Source organism: Mycobacterium paraterrae (assembly GCF_022430545.2).
Taxonomy (GTDB): domain Bacteria; phylum Actinomycetota; class Actinomycetes; order Mycobacteriales; family Mycobacteriaceae; genus Mycobacterium; species Mycobacterium paraterrae.
Genome location: NZ_CP092488.2, coordinates 2,782,710 through 2,802,887, shown reverse-complemented (window position 1 = coordinate 2,802,887; position 20,178 = coordinate 2,782,710). Strand labels below are relative to the sequence as shown.

The 20,178-nt window shown below is 67.1% G+C and carries 21 protein-coding genes and 1 pseudogene; 6 read left to right on the top strand and 16 right to left on the bottom strand.

Going from position 1 to position 20,178, the window contains the following annotated elements; genetic code table 11:
• Positions 1 to 14: 14 nt before the first annotated feature.
• From MKK62_RS13370 to MKK62_RS13350, 5 genes are all read right to left on the bottom strand, one after another.
• Positions 15 to 848, bottom strand: a complete 834-nt coding sequence (locus MKK62_RS13370) for a hypothetical protein (RefSeq protein WP_240260615.1) — start codon at positions 846 to 848, stop codon at positions 15 to 17.
• Positions 849 to 941: 93 nt separating this feature from the next.
• Positions 942 to 1,757 carry a thioesterase family protein gene (locus tag MKK62_RS13365; RefSeq protein ID WP_240260616.1) on the bottom strand — a complete coding sequence of 272 codons (816 nt, stop codon included), beginning with the start codon at positions 1,755 to 1,757 and terminating at the stop codon, positions 942 to 944.
• A 24-nt stretch (positions 1,758 to 1,781) separates the two neighbouring features.
• Positions 1,782 to 2,621: a sugar phosphate isomerase/epimerase family protein gene (locus MKK62_RS13360; protein WP_240260617.1), complete on the bottom strand. Its 840-nt coding sequence runs from the start codon at positions 2,619 to 2,621 to the stop codon at positions 1,782 to 1,784.
• A gap of 16 nt (positions 2,622 to 2,637) precedes the next feature.
• A complete protein-coding gene (locus MKK62_RS13355) occupies positions 2,638 to 3,609 on the bottom strand; it encodes an Rv0497 family membrane protein (RefSeq protein ID WP_240260618.1) in 972 nt (323 codons plus the stop codon).
• Positions 3,606 to 4,607, bottom strand: coding sequence for a Ppx/GppA family phosphatase (locus tag MKK62_RS13350; protein WP_240260619.1), 1,002 nt, complete (start codon positions 4,605 to 4,607; stop codon positions 3,606 to 3,608). Before MKK62_RS13350 ends, MKK62_RS13355 begins: the two co-directional genes overlap by 4 nt.
• A gap of 56 nt (positions 4,608 to 4,663) precedes the next feature.
• On the opposite strand from MKK62_RS13350, the gene MKK62_RS13345 reads away from it, so the two are divergent.
• Positions 4,664 to 5,449, top strand: coding sequence for a DUF3109 family protein (locus MKK62_RS13345; protein WP_240260620.1), 786 nt, complete (start codon positions 4,664 to 4,666; stop codon positions 5,447 to 5,449).
• Positions 5,450 to 5,466: 17 nt separating this feature from the next.
• Here MKK62_RS13345 and regX read toward each other — a convergent pair whose 3' ends face one another.
• From regX to MKK62_RS13315, 6 genes and pseudogenes are all read right to left on the bottom strand, one after another.
• The gene (gene regX, locus MKK62_RS13340; RefSeq protein WP_240260623.1) at positions 5,467 to 6,150 is read right to left on the bottom strand and encodes a two-component sensory transduction protein RegX; all 684 of its coding nucleotides are present in this window, start codon (positions 6,148 to 6,150) and stop codon (positions 5,467 to 5,469) included.
• 19 nt (positions 6,151 to 6,169) lie between these two features.
• Positions 6,170 to 7,408: a sensor histidine kinase gene (locus MKK62_RS13335; RefSeq protein WP_240260625.1), complete on the bottom strand. Its 1,239-nt coding sequence runs from the start codon at positions 7,406 to 7,408 to the stop codon at positions 6,170 to 6,172.
• Between the two features lie 130 nt (positions 7,409 to 7,538).
• Positions 7,539 to 8,291, bottom strand: coding sequence for a phosphoglyceromutase (locus MKK62_RS13330; RefSeq protein WP_240260627.1), 753 nt, complete (start codon positions 8,289 to 8,291; stop codon positions 7,539 to 7,541).
• Positions 8,292 to 8,403: 112 nt separating this feature from the next.
• Positions 8,404 to 8,989, bottom strand: a pseudogene (locus MKK62_RS13325) (type III secretion system chaperone family protein).
• Positions 8,986 to 10,335 (bottom strand): D-inositol-3-phosphate glycosyltransferase, encoded by a 1,350-nt coding sequence (gene mshA / locus MKK62_RS13320; protein ID WP_434085086.1) that lies wholly within the window; start codon positions 10,333 to 10,335, stop codon positions 8,986 to 8,988. The pseudogene MKK62_RS13325 and the gene mshA overlap by 4 nt, the downstream one beginning before the upstream one ends.
• Position 10,336: 1 nt before the next feature.
• The gene (locus MKK62_RS13315; protein ID WP_240260630.1) at positions 10,337 to 11,635 is read right to left on the bottom strand and encodes an ROK family protein; all 1,299 of its coding nucleotides are present in this window, start codon (positions 11,633 to 11,635) and stop codon (positions 10,337 to 10,339) included.
• 191 nt (positions 11,636 to 11,826) lie between these two features.
• Between MKK62_RS13315 and MKK62_RS13310 the strand changes: the two genes are divergently transcribed.
• On the top strand, positions 11,827 to 12,615 hold the full coding sequence (locus MKK62_RS13310) for an SDR family NAD(P)-dependent oxidoreductase (protein WP_240260632.1): 789 nt from the start codon (positions 11,827 to 11,829) through the stop codon (positions 12,613 to 12,615).
• Here the strand turns inward: MKK62_RS13310 and MKK62_RS13305 are convergent.
• On the bottom strand, positions 12,590 to 13,909 hold the full coding sequence (locus MKK62_RS13305; RefSeq protein WP_240260634.1) for a L,D-transpeptidase: 1,320 nt from the start codon (positions 13,907 to 13,909) through the stop codon (positions 12,590 to 12,592). The two genes, MKK62_RS13310 and MKK62_RS13305, sit on opposite strands and share 26 nt — an antisense overlap.
• A 46-nt stretch (positions 13,910 to 13,955) precedes the next feature.
• Positions 13,956 to 15,086 carry a UDP-N-acetylmuramate dehydrogenase gene (locus tag MKK62_RS13300; protein ID WP_240260636.1) on the bottom strand — a complete coding sequence of 377 codons (1,131 nt, stop codon included), beginning with the start codon at positions 15,084 to 15,086 and terminating at the stop codon, positions 13,956 to 13,958.
• Between MKK62_RS13300 and MKK62_RS13295 the strand changes: the two genes are divergently transcribed.
• The gene (locus MKK62_RS13295; protein WP_240260638.1) at positions 15,067 to 15,576 is read left to right on the top strand and encodes a DUF2505 domain-containing protein; all 510 of its coding nucleotides are present in this window, start codon (positions 15,067 to 15,069) and stop codon (positions 15,574 to 15,576) included. The genes MKK62_RS13300 and MKK62_RS13295 overlap by 20 nt on opposite strands.
• On the opposite strand, the gene MKK62_RS13290 is transcribed toward MKK62_RS13295, so the two are convergent.
• Positions 15,573 to 16,001, bottom strand: coding sequence for an SRPBCC family protein (locus tag MKK62_RS13290; RefSeq protein WP_240260640.1), 429 nt, complete (start codon positions 15,999 to 16,001; stop codon positions 15,573 to 15,575). The two genes, MKK62_RS13295 and MKK62_RS13290, sit on opposite strands and share 4 nt — an antisense overlap.
• A gap of 103 nt (positions 16,002 to 16,104) precedes the next feature.
• On the opposite strand from MKK62_RS13290, the gene MKK62_RS13285 reads away from it, so the two are divergent.
• From MKK62_RS13285 to MKK62_RS13275, 3 genes are read left to right on the top strand one after another with little or no spacing between them, the layout of a single operon-like run.
• Positions 16,105 to 16,920, top strand: coding sequence for a carbon-nitrogen hydrolase family protein (locus tag MKK62_RS13285; RefSeq protein WP_240260642.1), 816 nt, complete (start codon positions 16,105 to 16,107; stop codon positions 16,918 to 16,920).
• Positions 16,917 to 17,873, top strand: coding sequence for an LmeA family phospholipid-binding protein (locus MKK62_RS13280; protein ID WP_240260644.1), 957 nt, complete (start codon positions 16,917 to 16,919; stop codon positions 17,871 to 17,873). The genes MKK62_RS13285 and MKK62_RS13280 overlap by 4 nt, the downstream gene beginning before the upstream one ends.
• Positions 17,866 to 19,023 carry an LmeA family phospholipid-binding protein gene (locus MKK62_RS13275; RefSeq protein WP_240260646.1) on the top strand — a complete coding sequence of 386 codons (1,158 nt, stop codon included), beginning with the start codon at positions 17,866 to 17,868 and terminating at the stop codon, positions 19,021 to 19,023. The genes MKK62_RS13280 and MKK62_RS13275 overlap by 8 nt, the downstream gene beginning before the upstream one ends.
• Positions 19,024 to 19,077: 54 nt before the next feature.
• On the opposite strand, the gene deoC is transcribed toward MKK62_RS13275, so the two are convergent.
• Both deoC and MKK62_RS13265 read right to left on the bottom strand, forming a co-directional pair.
• A complete protein-coding gene (deoC, locus tag MKK62_RS13270) occupies positions 19,078 to 19,743 on the bottom strand; it encodes a deoxyribose-phosphate aldolase (protein WP_240260648.1) in 666 nt (221 codons plus the stop codon).
• Complete coding sequence (locus MKK62_RS13265; RefSeq protein WP_240260650.1) at positions 19,743 to 20,177, bottom strand: DUF2599 domain-containing protein; 435 nt, start codon at positions 20,175 to 20,177, stop codon at positions 19,743 to 19,745. Before MKK62_RS13265 ends, deoC begins: the two co-directional genes overlap by 1 nt.
• Position 20,178 lies beyond the last annotated feature (1 nt).

The following is a 20,178-nucleotide window of genomic DNA, read 5'->3' as shown; positions in this document are numbered from 1 at the left end:
GCGCACGCGCACCTCTACGGGCGCTGCAGACCACCCATCGAGCCGGGCGACGCTTTCTCCTTCGCCCGGGCCTTCTCGTCCCTTCCGTCAACGATGCCTCCGGCGAGCATGATCACAATGACCCCCGGGAAGCCAGCCGAGACGGCGATGACCAACCAGGAAACTGCATAGGACGGGTCGATTCGAGCAGTGATGCCGGTCAAAGCCGCTCCAGAAATTCCAAAGCCGCCTATGACATACACCGACCACTCAATGTACTTATCCCGACGCTCCCGCCGGCTGGAGCCCCGAGATGACGTGTAGGTAATGACAGCGATCAATAAAGCCATCAGAATTGCCACCACAATGAATGTCCAGGTGAGCAATTTGTCTGGACTGTCCAGGAGTACCTCATAGAAATTCGTCGAAGTGTAAAGCATGAAAATGGTGCCGGCCAGAACGCCCACCGCTGTCGCCGTGGCCAGCCGCTGTAAGTAACGCCGCTCGGATTCGGCGTTGTAGGCCACCAACACGTAGCCCAGGCCCACCACCATCGTTGCGGCACCGACCACCAGCATCGCGATAGCGATCATCCCCGCCATCCACGCCGCTTTACAGGCATCTGCGGTGGCGCGCGGATCAAGAGTCGATTGCACCGAAAAACCGGAGAGGCGGCTGAACAAAAAGCTGGCGAATGCCAATACAATAAAGCTAGCTGTAAAAAGCAGCACCACTTCTTCACGCTTTTCGCTTCTACCCAGAAGGTAAACGAGCCCAAAAAATAGGAAGCCAGCCAATATACCCGCAACATTTGAATTCGCTTGCGCCGACGTTATTATGCTCCACCCGTTCGATCCGCAGTCGGCCATGCCGCATCTTCGCACACGCGAGCCCTTTGCAAGCCTCCGTGTGCTGTATTCAGGGACGAGCAATTTTGAAATAGCGGACCGCGGCCTCGAGGGTCAGGGGGCGGGCACCATGGCCAGCTGACGGCTCTGCACGATGATGCGGCCCGTCGAGTCGACGACGGTGTGGTCTTCGTCGAACCAATCCTGGCCGATCTGCACACACGTGCACACCACCCGCAGCCAACCGTCGGCCGGCAGACCCCGCAGGTAGGCGGTCAGCTGCACGGTGGGCGCCCAGCCGGTGCGGTCGACGGCAAAGCTCACCGGCGCCGAGATGTCACCGCACATCAATGCGAACAGCACGTCGGGCGCCGCGTCGCGCGGGCGAACCCAGTTCTGGATTACCGGCGGACGGCCGTCTGCCGAGATGTCGAGCGTCGACTCGCGCGTGCGGATCTCGCAACCCTCGGCCAGGTTGACCAGCCCGCGCAACCGATGGCCCGGTTCGACCGCCGCGATGTCCGCGGGCGGCTCGGGGTCCATCAGACCTGCCACCGGATTGGCCGACAGCAGGGGCGGCGCCAGGTGCTCCGGCTCCCCCAGCGTGACCACCGCGTGCACGGCGGCGCGCTCGCCCTGGATCAATTCGACGTCGACCACGCTGATCCGGCGGCCGCGTTTGCGCATCGACGTCGTCAGCCGCATCGGACCAGGGTCGGGTGCCGACAAAAAGCTGGCCGAGACCGCGACCGGCTCAACGGGTCCGCCGTGTGCTGAGCGAGCGGCGTTGGCGCACAACGCAACCATGACTCCACCATGCACCTTGGGCCCGATGGTCCAGATCTTGTTCAGCTCGCCCTCGTAGACGGTGTGGACGCCGTCGGACTCGATTTCGCGAAGCTCCATCGCCTCGGTGAATAGCGCGGTCATGTGAGGTTGGAGTTCCCTTGTCTGTCAACGCAATAGGTGCGTACGAGCGAATTGCAGCGACTCGGCCAGCATGGCTTCGCGCTCATGGACTGAACGCGCCGAGGAAGTGGATACCTCCAGCACTACGTGGCCGGCGAAGTCACCGGTAGCCAGCATTTGGCATACCTCGACGACCGGTTGGCTGCCGCGACCCGGCGGGAGGTGCTCGTCTGCGGGCAGTCCGGTGCCGTCGCATAAGTGCAGGTGCACCAAGCCCTCACCCATTCGCTCGGCCATGTCGATGGCGTCGGTGCCCGCGGTCGCCGAATGCGACAGGTCGAGCGTGTAATGCGCGTGATTGCCGTCAAGCGGGTCGTAGGACGGCGCGAATGCCGAAATTCCTAGCCCCGGTCCCCCGCCGCGACGACGCATCCGCTCCTTCGTCTGGCCCGGGAAGAACCGGTCGGTGCGGAACGGGAACATGTTCTCCACGGCGACCAGCACGTCGCTGGACTCCTCCAACTCCGCCACCTGCTCGGTGAAGCCCTCGACGTAGCGGCGCTGCCAGCGGAACGGCGGATGCACGACGACGGTCTGCGCGCCGAGTTTCTCGGCGGCGCGGACGCTGCGGTCCAGCTTGGCAATCGGATTCGCACCCCAGACCCGCTGCGAGATCAACAGGCACGGCGCATGCACCGACAGCACCGGTACCCGATACTTCCGTGACAGCTTGGCGACGGCGTCGATGTCCTGGCTGACCGATTCGCCCCACACCATCAGCTCGACACCGTCGTAGCCGAGATTGGCCGCGAACTCGAAAGCGGCCTCGGTCTTCATCGGATAGACCGAGGCCGTTGACAGACCGACCTTGATTGCTGGGCGCACGTGGACTTGTTGCGGCTCAGCCGGATTGCAACAACGCCAGGGGCCCGAACGTGACCAGTGCCCCCACCGCCACCGCGATCAGCGTGCTGCCGAAGTCCTCGGTCTTGCGCACCACCCGCACACCGACCACCAGGCCGAGGATGACGAGCACCGAGAGGACCAGCGCAACGATGTTGTTCCAGCGCCATAGCTGGTCGAACGCAATAAATAACCCGGCCCCGAATCCGACGGCCAGAAGCGACTGCAGGACAACCGCTCCGCCGAACTTCACGGCGTCGGCACGCGACCATGTTTGCGGCTCGTCGGACTCGTCCTCGGGGTAATCCTCTTCCTCGGCGACGTCGTCGATGTCGTGATACCGCGCGTCGACGTCGCCCTTGCTCGCGGATGACCGCAGATACGAGCGCACATAGGCGGAGTCTTCGATGGCCGGCTCGGCGTCGCGAACGTCGGTGTCCATCACATCAACCGACATGCCCGCGTAGTCCTCGAGCGGGTCGGGGATCATTCCCTCGGCGCCGGCCCGGTCTGCCGACGTCTCGTCGCGCAATTCGGAGCGCTCGCGCTCCGGGCGGACGTTGTTGCGGACCGGGCGCGGGTAGGCGCTGCGCTGCGGACGGGATTGCCGCGCCTGGGCGCCCTCTTCGCGCGGCCGCGGCGGCGCAGACGGCGGCCATCGAGGCTCGGGCTCGGACCAAAACTTCTCCGCCGGCGCCTCTTCAGCAGGAGCCTCGACGACCTCGTCCTCGACGCGGGAGCGCCCGTTAGCGCGATCTACCCGCGATTCCGGCGCGGAGTGCTCGTCGGCGGAGGGGTCAGTCTCGTCGGTGATGACGGGGATCTCACCGGTCAGCTCGGCGACGGTGACCGCATCGGAGTTGCCGCGACGACGGCGGCGGCGTGTCGGGGCCGGAGCACCGTGCGTGCCGTTCTTCGCAAGCAGCTCGGCAACCGAGATTGGTCGGGTGGTGTCGTTGGGTCCGCTCATTTCTTGCCACCGTTCCGATTGGCTTGCCGACCTCCAGCATCCCGCACCGACGTCTCTACGAGAGCGGTTCCGTCAGCTTCACTGTCGAGTTTGCGCAAAATGAGACCTTCTCGTAGCGCCCACGGGCAAATGTCCACCGTTTCTATCGACAGCGCTCGCATACTCGCCTCTGCGACCAGAGCTCCTGCCACGATTTGCGGCGCTCGCTCGGCGCTCACCCCTTCCAGTTCTGCACGGTCAGCGGTCGTCATCCTAGAGATGAAAGATATGAGTTGTCTGAGGCCATTTGCCGTTAGCGTTCTCTTGACGCGGGGCCCCGCCGCCGATGGCGCCGCGCCGGTGAGGCGGGCCAGCGAACGAAATGTCTTCGAGGTCGCAACCGCCAGATCGGGGCTGCCCGCGTCAAGCATTTTGGTGGCCGCATCGGCCAGTTCGGCGTCCAACCAATCACGCAGCATGCCGACACGGCGCCGGCCCGGTGGGTCGTCGTTGAGCCATTCGCGGGTCAGCCGCCCGGCCCCCAGCGGCAATGACATCGCGACCTCGGGCTCCTCGTCGACGCCGTTGGACAACTCCAGCGAGCCGCCACCGATGTCGAGGTTGATGATCCGGCCCGCGCTCCAGCCGTACCAGCGGCGGACCGCGAGGAACGTCAGCCGCGATTCGTCGACGCCGCGGAGTACCTGTAGCTGGACGCCGGTCTCCTTGCGGACCCGGGACAGCAGGTCGTCGGAGTTCTTGGCGTCGCGCACCGCTGAGGTGGCGAAGGCCATCAATTCTGCGCAACCGGAGCTGTCGGCGATCTTTTCGAATTCCTCGATCGTCTCGATCAGCTTGTCGGCGCCCTTGCGGGTGATCTTGCCGGAGTTGTCGATCGACTCGGCCAAACGCAGCGTGGCTTTGGTCGAACTCATCGGCGTGGGATGGCCGCCGCGACGAGCGTCCACCACGAGCAGGTTCACCGTGTTGCTGCCGACGTCGAGAACACCTAATCGCACAGGACACAACCTTACGTGTGACCAGCCAGGCCGCAGATTGGTCTACCGTTAAAACTGTGGCAAGTGCGCACCCTGAGCATCCCGGCGAAGTCGAATTGGACTTTGCCCGTGAGTGGGTCGAGTTCTTCGACCCAGACAACCCGGAACATCTGATTGCCGCCGACCTGACCTGGCTGCTCTCCCGATGGACGTGTGTGTTCGGGACACCGGCCTGTCAGGGCACGGTCGAGAATCGTCCCGACGACGGCTGCTGCTCGCACGGCGCGTTCCTCTCCGACGACGACGATCGCGCTCGCCTCGACGACGCTGTGTCCACGCTCACCGACGACGACTGGCAATTTCGCGAGAAGGGCCTGGGCCGCAAGGGCTATCTCGAACTCGACGAGCACGAGGGCGAAGAGCAGTTCCGCACCCGTAAGTACAAGGGCGCCTGCATCTTCTTGAACCGTCCCGACTTCCCGGGCGGCCAAGGCTGCGCGCTTCATTCCAAGGCATTGAAAATCGGTGTGCAGCCGCTGACCTTGAAGCCAGATGTCTGCTGGCAGTTGCCCATTCGTCGCAGTCAGGAATGGGTGACGCGTCCGGACGGCAGCGAGATCTTGAAAACGACTGTCACCGAATACGATCGACGCGGCTGGGGCGCCGGCGGCGCCGACCTGCACTGGTACTGCACCGGCGATCCGGCCGCCCACGTCGGCGCCGAACAGGTATGGCAAAGCATGGGCCCGGAGTTGACCGAGCTGCTCGGCGAGAAGGCCTATGCCGAGCTCGCCGCAATGTGTAAGCGGCGCAACGGCTTAGGGCTGATCGCCGTGCATCCCGCGACCCGGGCCGCCGAGTAGCGGCTCGAGCCGCGGATCTAGCCTTCGAGCTTGTAGCCGAGGCCGCGCACGGTCACCAAGTGGATCGGGTTTGCCGGATCGGACTCGATCTTGGAGCGCAGCCGCTTGACGTGGACGTCGAGCGTCTTGGTGTCGCCGACATAGTCGGCACCCCACACCCGGTCGATCAACTGTCCACGTGTCAGCACTCGGCCACTGTTGCGCATCAGGTATTCGAGTAGGTCGAACTCCTTGAGCGGCAACGTAATTGCCTCACCGTTCACCGAAACGACGTGACGCTCTACATCCATCCGGACCGGGCCGGACTCCAGCACGCCGTCGGTGACTTCGGAGTCGTCATCGCCGCCGCGGCGTAGCACCGCGCGGATGCGGGCAATCAACTCGCGGGCCGAATAGGGCTTGGTGACGTAGTCATCCGCGCCCAGCTCCAAACCAACCACCTTGTCGATCTCGCTGTCGCGAGCGGTCACCATAATCACCGGCACGCTGGAGCGCGACCGCAACTGCTTGCACACGTCGGTGCCCGACATGCCCGGTAGCATCAGGTCGAGCAGCACAATGTCGGCGCCGGATCTGTCGAATTCGGCCAGAGCGGTCTGGCCGTCGGTCACCACGGTGGCCTCGAAGCCTTCCTTGCGGAGCAGGAACGCCAGCGGATCCGCCAGCGATTCTTCGTCCTCCACGATCAGGACACTTGTCACGGGCGTGACTCCTCAGTGCTCATCGGTGTAGTTCTTCCTCTCGTTGGGGCTCCCGTAGGGGCTTCATGGGGCGCGACTCGCGCTCGGGTGGCAGTTCGGTCGGCTCGACGTCGCCGGCGTAGGCGGGGATCGACAGGGTGAACGTCGAGCCGGTTCCCAGCTGACTCCATAGCCCGATGCTGCCGCCGTGGTTGGCGGCGACATGTTTGACGATGGCCAGCCCGAGTCCGGTGCCGCCGGTGGCCCGGGAACGGGCCTTGTCGGCGCGGAAGAATCGCTCGAACACGCGCTCCTGGTCTTTGCGGTCGATGCCGATGCCGCGGTCGGTGACGGCGATCTCGATGTTGTCGCCGCGCCGCCGCCGGCTGATCGAGACCAGCGAGCCGCGCGGCGAATAGGCGATGGCATTGGAAACCAGGTTGGCCAGCGCGGTGACCAGCAGGGCCTGCTCGCCGTGCATCCGCAGGCCGCTGGCATCATCGGTCCGCACGACGATGTCGGCGTTCTCGGCGGCCACTTTGTGGCGCGAAATAGCTTCGGCGACAACGGAGTCGACGTCGACAGCGCCCATGTCGGGCATGCGCTCGGCGCCCTGCAGCCGGGACAGCTCGATCAACTCGCTGACCATGTTGCCCAGCCGGGTGGCCTCGACCAGAACTTTCTCGCCGAACCGTCGCACCGTTTCCGGGTCGTCGGCCGACGACAGCAGGGCCTCGGCGAGCACCGACATTGCGCCCACCGGCGTCTTGAGTTCGTGGCTCACGTTGGCCACGAAGTCGCGGCGGGTCGCCTCCATGCGCGCGTATTCGGAGTGGTCGTAGACGAAGACCACGGCGAACCGGCGATCCTCCTCGCTGAGCAGGCGTGCCTGACCATGCACCGACAGCCCGGCCCTACCCGGGGCCTGCCGCTTGCCGGGCAGCACGTCGAATTCCACGTCGGCTCCATCGGCCAGGGTCTTGCGGGCTGCCTTCCAGGCCTCGTCGTCAAGCTGGCGCTCGCGAACCAGACCCAGCTCTCTGGCCCGTTCGTTGTGGTAGACGACGTCGCGGTGCCGATCGACGACGGCGGCTCCCAGAGGCATCAACGCGACAATGCAATCAAGCATCTGCGCGACCGTGATTCCGGCCGCTTCGACGGCCTCCCGTTGCCGTCGCTCGATCGCCCTCGGCGCCAAGTGCGCGCCGACGGTGATCCCGACGGCCAAGGCCGCGAGAAACGAAACCCCGGCCAGTGACAGGGCCGAGAACACGGTCACGTGAAAAGCTTACAAATTCGGTGAACGCCAACCCAGCAGCACAAGGCCAAAATCGGTCATGTCACAGGCTACGAGACAGGTGTTCGGTGGCCGTTTACCCGACGTTTGCCCAGTTGCTGCGGTCAGGCGGCTACTTCGCGCCTTGGCTGGCCACGGCGGCCGCACCGGCCGCTGCCGCATCCGGGTCGAGGTAGCTGCCGCCGGGCACCAACGGGCGCATATCGGCGCCCAAGTCGTAGCGCAAAGGAATTCCGGTCGGAATGTTCAAACCGGTCACCTCGGCGTCGGACATGCCGTCGAGGTACTTCACCAGGGCGCGTAGCGAGTTTCCGTGCGCAGCGATCAGAACCGTCTTGCCGACCCGCAGGTCAGGCATGATGACGTCGGTGAAGTACGGCAGGAAGCGGGCCACCACGTCGGCCAGGCATTCGGTGAGCGGGCCACCCCCGATGTCGACGTAGCGCGGGTCGGTGTCCTGGCTGTACTTGCTGCCTTTTTCGATGGGCGGCGGCGGGGTGTCGTAGCTGCGCCGCCAGGTCATGAACTGCTCGTCGCCGTAGCGTTCCTTGATCTCGGACTTGTCGAGACCCTGCAGGGCCCCGTAGTGCCGCTCGTTGAGCCGCCAGGTGCGGTGCACCGGGATCCACAGCCGGTCCGCGGTATCCAGCGCTAGGTGCGCGGTGGTGATCGCGCGGCGCAGCAGCGAGGTGTACAGCACGTCGGGCAACAGGTCGTGCTCGGCGAGCAATTCACCGCCGCGGACCGCTTCACGGCGGCCCTTGTCGGTCAGGTTGACGTCCACCCAGCCGGTGAACTGGTTACTGGCGTTCCATTCGCTTTCACCGTGGCGGAGCAGAACCAGCGTTGCAGCAGCGTCTCCCATGGCGGGAAGTATTTCACGCGCAGGCGAGACCTTCGCTGTGCGTAACGCCACGTCTTGATACACCCGGAAAAATGAGCCGCGGCGTTACGCTCGCCGACCAGCCCTCGAAGACTTAGTCGTCTTCGGGCCCTACGCTCGACTCCTCCTCATCGCGCTTCGCGCTCTGCATCGTCGTCTTCGATCAGATGCGCGAACGCTTCGAGGTTCTTCAACGACTCGCCGCGCGACACCCGCCACTCCCATTCTTTCTGGATCGACGAGCGAAAACCCAACTCCAACAACGTATTGAAGTCGTTGTCGACGGCCTCGAGGACCTGGCCGAGCACTCGGTCGATCTCCGCGGCGTCCACCGACGCCAGCGCCATCCGGCCGACCAGATAGATGTCGCCGACGTTGTCGAGGGTGTAGGCGACGCCGTACAGCCGGCGGTTGCGCTTGAGCAGAAACTTGTAGACGCCCTCGTGATTTTCGTCGGGTTTGCGACAGACGAACGCCTCCACGCGCACCGAGTGCTCGCCGATGCTCAGGATCGTGTTGGTCTTGAGCCGACGCTCACCGGGCAGGGCGACGATCAGGCCCGGCAGGCCACCGTGCGCACCCTCGTGGCGGGTGTATTCCAGTCCGCTGGTTTCCAGCGTGTCTTCGATTATCCGTTGTGCGTGCGTGATCGGTGCACCGCTGTCACCGTTGGCGGTCATGCCCATGCCTTGCGTCGCGACGGCAGTCGTCCCGCCTGCGCGGACCGCCGCGTCGAGGGCAGCGCACGCATCGCGCGGCGTGCGGTGAAGTCACCGATCGCCCGGCGGTAGCTGGCCAGCAGTGAGTCGACGGTGTTGTCCCAGGAGAAGTCCTTGGCGTGCGCAACCGCGGCCGGCCCCAACGCTTCTGGGCCGAGCTTCAGCGTCTCGTCGATCGCGTGCGCCCACCGGTCGGCGTCGTGGCCGGACACCAGCGCGCCGGTGACGCCGTCGCGCACCGCTACCGGCAAGCCGCCTACCGCCGCGGCAACCACGGGCGTGCCGCATGCCTGCGCCTCCAACGCCACCAGACCGAACGATTCCGAGTAGCTCGGCACCGCCACCAGGTCGACGGCCCGGAACACGGTGACGAGATCTTCCCGCGACTGCGGGGGCAAGAACGTCACCCGGTCAGAGATACCCAGATCGGCGGCGAGCCGAACCAGGCCGTCGGGAACCGCCAGCCCGCTGCCCGACGGCCCGCCGGCCACCACCACATGAACCCGGGGCAGCTTGGCCGCCGCACGCAACAACACGTCGGGACCCTTGAGCGGTTGGATGCGCCCCACGAACGCCACCACATCCTGGTCGGGGGGCAAGCCGAGTTCGGCCCGCGCGGCGCGGCGGTCGCCGGGACGAAACACGTCGAGGTCCACGCCGGGGTGGGCGATGTCGATCCGCGCGGGATCGGCATGATGCAGCGAAACCAGTTGCGCGGCTTCGTCATCGGTGTTGGCGATCAGCCGGTCGGCCTCGTCGACCACCTGCTGCTCGCCGACCGTGCGGAGCGGCGGCTCCGGGGTGTCGCCCTCGGCCAGTGCCGCGTTCTTCACCGCGGCCAGAGTGTGCGCGGTGTGCACTAGCGGGACTGACCAGCGGTCGCGGGCCAGCCAGCCGACCTGACCGGACAGCCAGTAGTGCGAGTGCACGATGTCGTAATAGCCGGGCTCATGGGCGGCCTCGGCCCGCAGTACGCCGGCCGCGAACGCGCACAGCTGCGTCGGCAATTCGTACTTGTCCAGGCCTTCGAACGGTCCGGCCACCACGTTGCGTACCAGCACGCCGGGGGCGACCCGCGCGATGGGGGGATCGGTGGACGCGGTCGCCCGGGTGAAGATTTCCACCTCGACGCCGCGGCGGGCCATGTGCAGCGCGCTCTGCAGCACGTAAACGTTCATGCCGCCGGCATCGCCGACGCCGGGCTGGGCGAGCGGCGACGTGTGCACCGCGAGCACCGCGACGCGACGCGGATCGGTCAGATCAGAGGAACCCACCCCGCCATCATGCAGGGCTGGCCAGAGACGCAGGTCAGGCGGGTGTCTCGACGTCGACTTCGTAGACGGGCGCCGGCGGAGCGGCGCGTCGCATGGCACCCAGCGGGTCGGCGTACAACCCGGCCAGTGACACGATGCCGGCGCCGGACTCCTGCACCCGGTTGCCGAACGCGGTCATGCGAATGTCGCGCGGCGGCAGCACCAACCGGGCCTTATAGGCCTCCTCGACCCGCTTCATGCCCTCGGGGTATTCGGTGAAGGCCTGTCCGCCGACCACCAGGTCGTCGGGGTTGAGCAGGTCGCGAAGCAGAGCGACCGACTCGCCGAGCACGCGGGCCCGCTCGTTGAGCAGCTCCTGGGCCTGCTGGTTGCCGCCACGGGCGGCCTTGAGCACCTCGGTCACGCTGCCGTTCGCGGGGCCGCCGTGGGTCGGCAAGATGCGCAGCCGTCGCGCGGCGGCCAGCACGGCCTCGTCGCTGACCGTCGATTCCAGCAGCCCCGAGCCGCCGAGGAGCTCGGAATGCGCGGGCAGGTTGGTGATCGTGCCCGGTCCGCTCGCCGGGCTGTGCACCCGCCCGTCGATCATGAGCGCGTAACCGACAGTCTCGCGGGCGTAGACATACAGGCTGGTCGAGGAATTCGGCCCAAACCGTCGCATGCCGAGCAGCAGTTCGGCGGCGGCCATCGCGTCGACGTGCGAGGCCACCGAGACCGGCAGCTCCAACGTCTCGGCGATCACCGGACCGACCGGAGCGTCCCGCCAGCCGAGGCGGGCGTGGTCGACATGGCCGCTGGAAGCGTCGACCGTGCCACCGATCGCCACACCGACCCACAGCGCGCGCCGGCGATGCCAGCGCCGCAGGTAGCGCTTGGCGCCGTCGGCCAAGGCGGCCAGCGCCGGACCTTGCGCGGTCCGCGGAGTCGGGGTTTCGACGGCATCCAACGTGCGGCCGAACAGGTCGGTAGCGACGATGCTGGTGGTCCGGGCGCCGACATGGATGCCCAGCGTCAGGAACGGCTCGTGGTTGACCTCGACCGGCACCCGGGGACGCCCGATCGCGCCGGAGACGGCCAGGTCGGCCCGCTCCCGCAGGATGCCCGCCTCCAGCAGAGCGATGACCTGGCGGTTTACCGTCGCAATCGACAGCGACGTGATCTGGGCGATGACGTCGCGCCCGATCGGGCCGCGCAGCCGCACGGCCCGGAAGACCGATGACGCGGCAGCGTCGGAGAGTTGCAGCGAGGGCGCCACCACGCGGTGCCGTCCGGGGCCCCGACGGCGAGCGGCCGCGAGGGGGTTGTGCTGATGAGAAGTGAAAGTCGTTGAACGCATTTGCATTTCCTTGTCCGAGTTCCGATGGCGGTCTGTGCCGCACACCGTCGCGAGCGCTAGGCGCTTAGCTCAGGAGCGGCTAGTTGCGCGGCAACAACACGCGCAGCCCGCGCAACAACACGCGGGCAGACAGCCGAACAAGGTGCTCGAGTACACAGGGGGAATTTAGCACGGTTACTAGAGTCGTTCAGATGAGTTCCCGTAATCCGCATCCGACCGCCTCTGACGACCCGAACGGCGACCAACCCGTCGCGGTCGTCACCGGTGCCAGCGCGGGTATCGGCGAGGCGACCGCGAGAGCTCTTGCAGCGCAAGGCTTTCACGTGGTCGCGGTGGCACGACGGGCCGACCGGATCAAGGCGCTGGCTGCCGAAATCGGCGGATCCGCGGTTGTGGCCGACGTCACGGACGATGCCGCCGTCGACGCCTTGGCCGCCGGGCTGGGGCGGGTAGATGTGCTGGTCAACAATGCCGGCGGCGCCAAGGGCCTGGCGCCGGTGGCCGAGGCTGATCTCGACCACTGGCGCTGGATGTGGGAGACCAACGTGCTGGGCACGCTGCGGGTCACCCGGGCGCTGCTGCCCAAGCTGATCGCATCGGGCGACGGCCTGATCGTCACCGTGACCTCGATCGCAGCGCTGGAGACCTACGACAACGGCTCGGGCTACACCGCCGCCAAGCACGCCGAGGGAGTGCTGCACCGCACGCTACGCGGCGAGCTACTCGGAAAGCCCGTGCGGCTCACCGAAATTGCACCCGGGGCCGTGCAGACGGAGTTCTCGCTGGTGCGTTTCGACGGTGATCAGGACCGTGCCGACGCGGTGTACCAGGGCATCACACCGTTGACCGCGGCTGACGTCGCCGAAGTGATCGGCTTTGTGGCGTCGCGGCCGTCGCACGTCGACCTGGACCTGATCGTGATCCGGCCTCGCGATCAGGCGCCGGGCAGCCGGTTCAGCCGCCGGGCCCCGCAGGACTAGTCGTCGTAGTCGGTGTGCCGGACAGCGTCGGCGCGTCGCGCGGAGTGGCTGGGGCGCTGCGCGGAACCGATACCGGCGATGGCTTGGCGCCGCTGGGCGCCGGTAGGGCCGACATCCCGACCCAGGTGTTCCAGTCGACAGCCCAGTCCCAGATATCGCCGTCGGCGTAGGACAACTCGATGGTGCTGCCGGTGACCTCGACCGGATCGCCGTAGATCGCGCTGGCAAAGTACTGCTCGGCGTCGGACGTCGAGAGGTTGATGCAGCCGTTGGTGACGTTGCTGTTGCCCTGCGCGCCGGCGCTCGACGGGTTGGCGTGGATGAACTCGCCGTTGTTGGAGATCCGCACCGCCCAGCGCTCGTGGACGTGGCTGTAGCCGGCCGCCGGGTTGGACATGTAGAAGTCCGAGTACTTCTCGCTGACCACGTGGATCCCGTTGCGGGTCACGTTGCGGGGCTTGTCGGCTTCGCCGTAGCTGCACGGAAAGTCCATGATCACGCCCTCGTCGCGGACCACCTGGATGCGGTGCGAGGAGACTTCGGCCTTCACCACCTGACGACGACCGATGTCGATCTTCAGGCTCATGTCCTGTTTGCCGTAGGCGCCGTCGCCGAAGGCCAGCCCGTAGAGCTTGGCCTCGACGTTGACCTTGGTGCCGGCCGGGTAGTACTCGCGAGTGCGGTAGTGCACCCGGGCGCCCTGCGCCTCGTCGGGCAGCCACGCCCAGCTGCCCTCGACGGGCGGCTCGGTGGTGATCTTCAGGGCGCGCTCGACGGCGGCCTTGTCCGCGATCGGCGCATCGAACTGGATGATGATAGGCGTCGCGACCCCGACGGTCTGGCCGTCGGCGAGCTGGAATCCGCCGTCGATCACCTTGGTGGGCGCGATCGTGGAGATCTCGCCCTTGACCGGGACGGGCTTGCCGTCGTGGCCGACCGCTGACCCGGTCCAGGTGTACGTGCCGTCGTACCCCAGCGGCTCGGTGATCGTGTAGATCGTCCGGTCGCGGTTGAGGGTGCCGGCGACCACCTTGCCGTCCGCGTTGGTCAGCGCGACGTGCTGGAACCAGCCGTCGCGCACTTCGACGCTGATCGGCGCGGTCGGCAGCACCTTGGTGGCTTTGTCGGCCGGGCGGAACGTCAGCGCGGCCTGCGCCGGAGGCTTGGCCTTTTCGGCCTCCTTGGCCGACGGTCCGCCGCACGCGGCCAGCACGCTGGGCGCAAAAACGCTGACTGCCAGGGTGGTAAGGGCCCGGCGCCGGGTCACCGGCGAGTCGCCGCGCTCTGTGGTCACGACATCAAGATACCGGCGAAAACGGCGCCGTTCCGCCGCGTGTGATCTACAGGGAGCAGCCGACCAGCACCGGCTCGGGAACCAATGTGACACCAAACACATCACGCACACCGTCGCGCACCCGGCGAGCCAGCGCGAGCACATCGTCGCTGCCGGCGCCGCCGCGGTTGGTCAGGGCCAGCGCGTGTTTGGTGGACAGCCGGCACTGTGCACCGGCATCGGGGTAGCCCTTACCGAAGCCTGCCTGCTCGACCAGCCAGCCCGCGGCCAGCTTGACGCCGTCGGGCGCCGGATAGTGCGGCACCGCACGATCGGTCCCGTTCGCCAGCTCCTCGTAGAACTGTTGTGTGACAACGGGATTGGTAAAGAACGAACCGACGCTCCAGGTGTCGTGGTCGGCGGTGTCGAGCACCATGCCCTTGCCTGCCCGCAGGGTGAGTACCGCCTCGCGCACCGCCGCCGGGTCGGCACGCTCGCCGGCCGTGGCGTTCAGCGCGCTGATCAGCTCGCCGTATCGCAGAGGCGCGCTGCGACCGGTCGGGTCGAGGGAGAATTCCACCTCCAGCACCGTGGCGGCGTCGGAGTGCTTCAACACGCTGGTGCGATACCCGAAGCCGAGTTCGACCGCGGACGCCCAGCGGACCTCGCCGCGGCGGCGGTCCAACAGCCGGACCCGGGTGATGGTGTCGGCCACCTCGACCCCGTAGGCGCCGACGTTCTGCACTGGGGTGGCCCCCACCGACCCGGGGATTCCCGACAGGCATTCCAGCCCGCCGAGCCCGGCGTCGATCGCCGCGACCACCACGTCGTCCCATACCGCGCCCGCCTCGGCCCGCAGCGTACTGCCATCGATGCGAATTGCGTTGTTGGCCAATCGAATTACGGTCAGGTCGGTCAGCGTGTCGCATACGACCAGGTTCGAGCCGCCCGCCAATACCAGCAACGGAGCCGCGTTCAGCTCGTCGAAGTGGCGCAGCGACGCGACCACTTGCTCGGCGCTGGTACACGTGACGACCTGGGAGGCGACCGGCCCGACGCGCAGCGTGGTCAACGGGGCCAGCGGCACGTTCTCGTCGACGCGCGCGCCGGCGAAATCCGTTCCCACGGTGCCCCCTTCGAACCCGGTTACCTGGTTGTTGACGGTAGCCTGACCAGCTATGCCGCGTTCTTTCGACATGTCCACTGACTATGCGGAATCCGTCAAAGCGGTACTCCAGGCGTTCAGCGAAGAGCAGTACTGGCTGACCCGGCTGGACGATTCCGGTGCAGACGACTCGACGCTGGATTCGATGGACGTCGCCGACGACGGAACCATCGACGTGGTGACCACCCAGGTGCTGCGGGCCGACCGGATGCCGGCCGTTGTCAACCAGTTCCACCGCGGCGATTTGCGGATCCGCCGCGAAGAGCGGTGGGACCCGCTCGTCGACGGGTCGGCGACGGCGACCGTCACCGGCTCGATCCTGGACTCACCGGCCTCGCTGACTGGCACCGCGGTGCTCGAGCCGCTGGATGGGGGCGGCTCCAGGCTGAAGTTCCGCGCCACGGTCGAGGTGAAGATTCCGCTGGTCGGCGGCAAGCTGGAGAACTTCATCGGTAGCCAGCTGGTTGAGCTGCTGATCCGCGAGCAGCGCTTCACCACGACGTGGATCGGTGGAACCGCCTAGGACCGCTCAGCGGCCTTGACGGCGCCACCGAGCAAGTCGCCGATCACCCTCTTGAGCAACGGTTTCAGTAGCCAATTCGAGCCAGGGATCTTAGGCGTCGACCGCAGGTGCCACTCGACCTCCGTGCCGGACCCCGCGGGGCGCAGCGTCACCGTTCCGACGTGGTCGCGGACCGGAGCGCCGGAGAGCATCTTGTACGCGTAGCGGGTCGGCCGCTCGTACTCGATGATCTCCTCGACGATGGCCGGTCCGACCGCCTCGATCCGGCGGATGGCACCGACGCCGTTGGGTGCGGGGACGCCCTCGCGATCCAGTGTGCTGCGACGTGCCATGGACACGTCCGCGATGGCGGCATGGTCGGTGAGCGAGTCGAACACCTTCTCGATCGGTGCCGACGTCGTCTTCCTCAGCGTGAACTCGATCATGGGGGGAATTCAAGCACGGCCTCGTCGAACGTCGACCTGTCGGGCAAATCGGCCGCGGTTTCACGCAGCAACTCGACGCTCGCCAACCTTTAGGCTGGCATTCATGCGAATCGCGGTGGCGCAGATCCTCAGTGGCACCGACCCGGCCGCCAACCTCGTGGTCGTGCGCGACTACGCCGCGCGGGCCGCCGAAGCCGGCGCCTCGCTGGTGGTCTTCCCGGAGGCGACGATGTGCCGCTTCGGGGTCCCGCTGGCCCCGATCGCGGAACCAGTCGACGGACCGTGGGCCGACGGCGTCCGCCGGATCGCCGCCGACGCCCGCATCACCGCAGTCGTCGGCATGTTCACCCCCGCCGACGACGGGCGGGTGCACAACACGCTGCTGGCCACCGGGCCGGACGTCGAGGCCCACTACGACAAGATCCACCTCTACGACGCGTTCGGGTTCACCGAGTCGACGACGGTCGCGCCCGGCAGCGAGCCGGTGACCATCACGGTTGACGGGGTCGGCGTGGGCCTGACCACGTGCTACGACCTCCGCTTTCCCCAGTTGTTCACCACGCTGGCCGGCCGCGGCGCCCAGCTGATCGTGGTCAGCGCCTCGTGGGCGGCTGGACCCGGCAAGCTCGACCAGTGGACGTTGCTGGCCCGGGCCCGTGCGCTGGACTCCACCAGCTACATCGCCGCGGCCGGGCAGGCGGACCCGGGCGAGCCGCTGGCCTCCAGCGCGCCGACCGGTGTGGGCGGCAGCCTGGTGGTGTCGCCGTTCGGCAAGGTGGTGGCCTCAGCCGACGGTGATCCACAACTGCTGATCGCCGACCTGGAGCCCGAGCAGGTCACCAAGGCCCGCGAGACGATCGCCGTGCTGCGCAACTCCACAGCTGTCGCTCATGGTGATAAGGCAGAATCGCGCGGGTGACGAATCCGCAGGGGCCCCCACACCAGGACCCGTCCTCGCCATGGTCGCGTCCGGGGGAACAGAATTCGCCCACCCATCCGGGACCGCAGGCCGAATACTCCTATCAGCCGCCGACCACGCCGTCGTACTCGCCGCCGGTGCAGGAGTACCCGGCGACCACGACGTTCGACCAGTCGCCGCAGGACCCCGCCGAGCCCGGCACGGCCAAGCGTCGCTTCCGGGTCGGCGGCGATCCGGTGTCGATCGTGCTGGTGCTGGTGATCGTCGCAGCCCTGGCCATCGCCGGCCTGGTCGGCGGGGAGTTGTATGCCCGACACCGGGCCGACAGCGTCGTCGCCTCGGCCACCCAGTGCGTCATCCAGGACGGCGCCACCGCCTCCTTTGGGCCAAGCCCGTTTCTCTTGCAACACGTGATGGGTCACTACAAGGACATCACCATCCACACCGCCGGACACAACATCCGCGATGCCAAGGGGATGAAGGCCGACATCGAAATCGACGATGTCGACTTGCACGGCAATGCCGACTCCAAGGGCACCATCGGCAAGCTCGACGCCAACATCACCTGGACGTCGGAGGGCATCCAGGAGACGATCCAGAACTCGCTGCCGTTCATTGGCGGCCTGGTAAACAGCGTTTCCACCGATCCCAGCGCCGGCACCATTGAGCTCACCGGTGCGATGGGCCTCGGTGGCGTCACCGTCAAGCCGCAGGTCACCGACGGTCAGCTCGCACTGCAGGTGTCGAGGGTGAACGCGCTCGGCGTCCTCGTCCCGCACGAGACCGCGCAGACGGCGCTGAACACCTTCACCGCGGCGCTACTCAAGCAGTACCCGTTGGGTATCAAGGCCGACAGCGTGCAGGTCACCAACGATGGTGTGGTGGCACACTTTTCCACCCACAACGCCTCGATCCCCGCCGGCGGCAGCGACCCCTGTTTCGCCCATGTCTAATCCACCGGTCCCCCCGAGCAACGACCCGCAGCGCGGCCGTCCGTCGGGGCCGCCCAACCGCGGCTTCCCGCCGCGCCGCGTACCGCCGCCACCGTCGGAGTCGCCGACCCGCAACATCCCGCAGCCGGGCCGCGCCCAGCAGCCTTCCGCGCGCGACCTGCCGCGACCGCAGCAACCGGGACGGCCACCGGGCCGCCCGCCTCAGCAGCCGGCTCCGCCGACGAATCGTCCGCCGCATCAAGTCGAGCCGCCACACCAGCCCGGCCCACCGCCGGTACAGCCGGGTCTGCCGCCCAACGCGCGGGCGCAGCAACCCGGGCCGCCGCCACCGGCACATGAGAACCTCACAACCCGGATCTCGATACCGACCCCTCCCCCGTCGATCGGCGAACCGAAGCGCGAGGGTGGACGCCGCGTGTTCGCCAACCGCACGTCACTGCTGTTGATCCTGTTGATCGCCGCGCTGGTGGTGGTCGCGACTGCGATCGGCGGCGAGTTGTACGCGCGTCATGTCGCCAGCACCAAGGTCGCCAACGCGGTGCAGTGCGAGGTCCAGGACAGCGCCAAGGTGTCGTTCTCCCCGGCCCCGCCGGTGCTGTGGCAATACCTCACCAAGGACTACAGCGACATCTCCGTGCAGACGGCCGGCAACCAGGTTCGCAGCGCCAAGGGCATGACGGTCAAATTCGACGTCCGCGACATCAAGTTGAACAACACCGCCAACTCCCAAGGCACCATCGGATCGATCAACGGCACGGTCGACTGGTCGAACGACGGCATCAAACAGTCGATTCAAAACGCTGTGCCGGTGCTGGGGGCCTTCGTCACGAGTGGGGTGACCACCAACACCGCCGACGGGACAATCAACCTCAAAGGCATGCTCAACAGCGCCACGCTCAAGCCGCAGATCGTCAACAACGGCCTGTCGCTGCAGGTGGTGAGTGTGTCCGCGTTCGGCAAGACCATCTCGACGGATACCGCGCAGAAATACATCGACGACCTGATGGCCAAGGCCACCAGGAACTATCCGCTAGGTCTGCACGCCGACAGCATCAAGGTCACCGACAGCGGGGTCGAGGCGGCCTTCTCCAGTAGCAACGCGACGATCCCGTCCGGTGGTAGCCAGGACCCCTGCCTGGCCGACCTCTAGCCCGCCCGGCGACGATGCAGAGCGCGTAGCTGCGACGAGACGGACCCCGGCAATCTAGTCGAGCGCGTCGAGCACGGCGCGGGTGCCGGACAGCCCGAGGCGGGTAGCCCCGGCGTCGAGCATCGCCACTGCCGCCTCCGCGCTGCGGATGCCGCCGCTGGCCTTGACCCCTAAGCGCCCACCGACAGCGTCGGCCATCAGCGTGACGGCCTCCACCGACGCTCCACCGGCGGGATGGAAACCCGTTGAGGTCTTGACGAAGTCGGCGCCCGCGTCCTCCGCGGCGCGGCAGACCTCGACGAGGGTCTTGTCATCAGTGAGGGCCAACAGTGCCGCCGACTCGACGATGACCTTGAGCACCGCGGTCGGGATCGCGGCGCGCACCGCGGCGATCTCCGAACGCACGGCGTCGATGTCTCCGGCGACGGCCGCGCCGAGGTCGATCACCATGTCGATTTCGGCGGCGCCGAATGTCACCGCCAGCGTCGCCTCCCCAGCTTTGATCTCGGGCATGTGCTTGCCAGACGGAAAGCCGACCACTGCGGCGACCGGAAGACCACCCGCGATCGCGTTCGGCACCATCGACGGCGAGACGCAGACGGCGTAAGCGCCCAGTGCGGCAGCCTCTTCCGCCACCGCGACGACATCAGCGGCTGTCGCCTCGGGCTTGAGCAGAGTGTGGTCGACGAGCGCTGCGACTTGCTCGCGGCTCCACGCCATCAGAACGGCTCCTGCGGACCACCGGGATTGCAACCGGTAGTGACCATCGTCGCGTCGTCGACGACCGGTCGCCAGGGCTCGAGGTTCCAACTCGTCTTGCCGGGCTGGACGTTCTCGGCGAAATCCCAGTGGCAGCGGAACTGGTCGCGCATCCCGGCGGTATCGGCCTGCGGCGCCAACGCCACCACTTCGGCCCAGGCCTCGCCGGCCTCCGGGCTCGATGATCCGAGCTGTTTGGCGGCCGCACGCCCGCTCGCCGTCGGGTACACGCGCAGGCTGGACAGCTGGCTTCCGCTGCGCCACTGCACCCAGGAGATGTGGTCGACGAACGGCGGTCTATCGACCTGCGCGCTCACGGGATCCGGCGCCGCGGACACCGGCGGGGCCGCGCACAGCGGGCCGATCAGCGTCATCGCGAAGATGCAGGCTCGCATA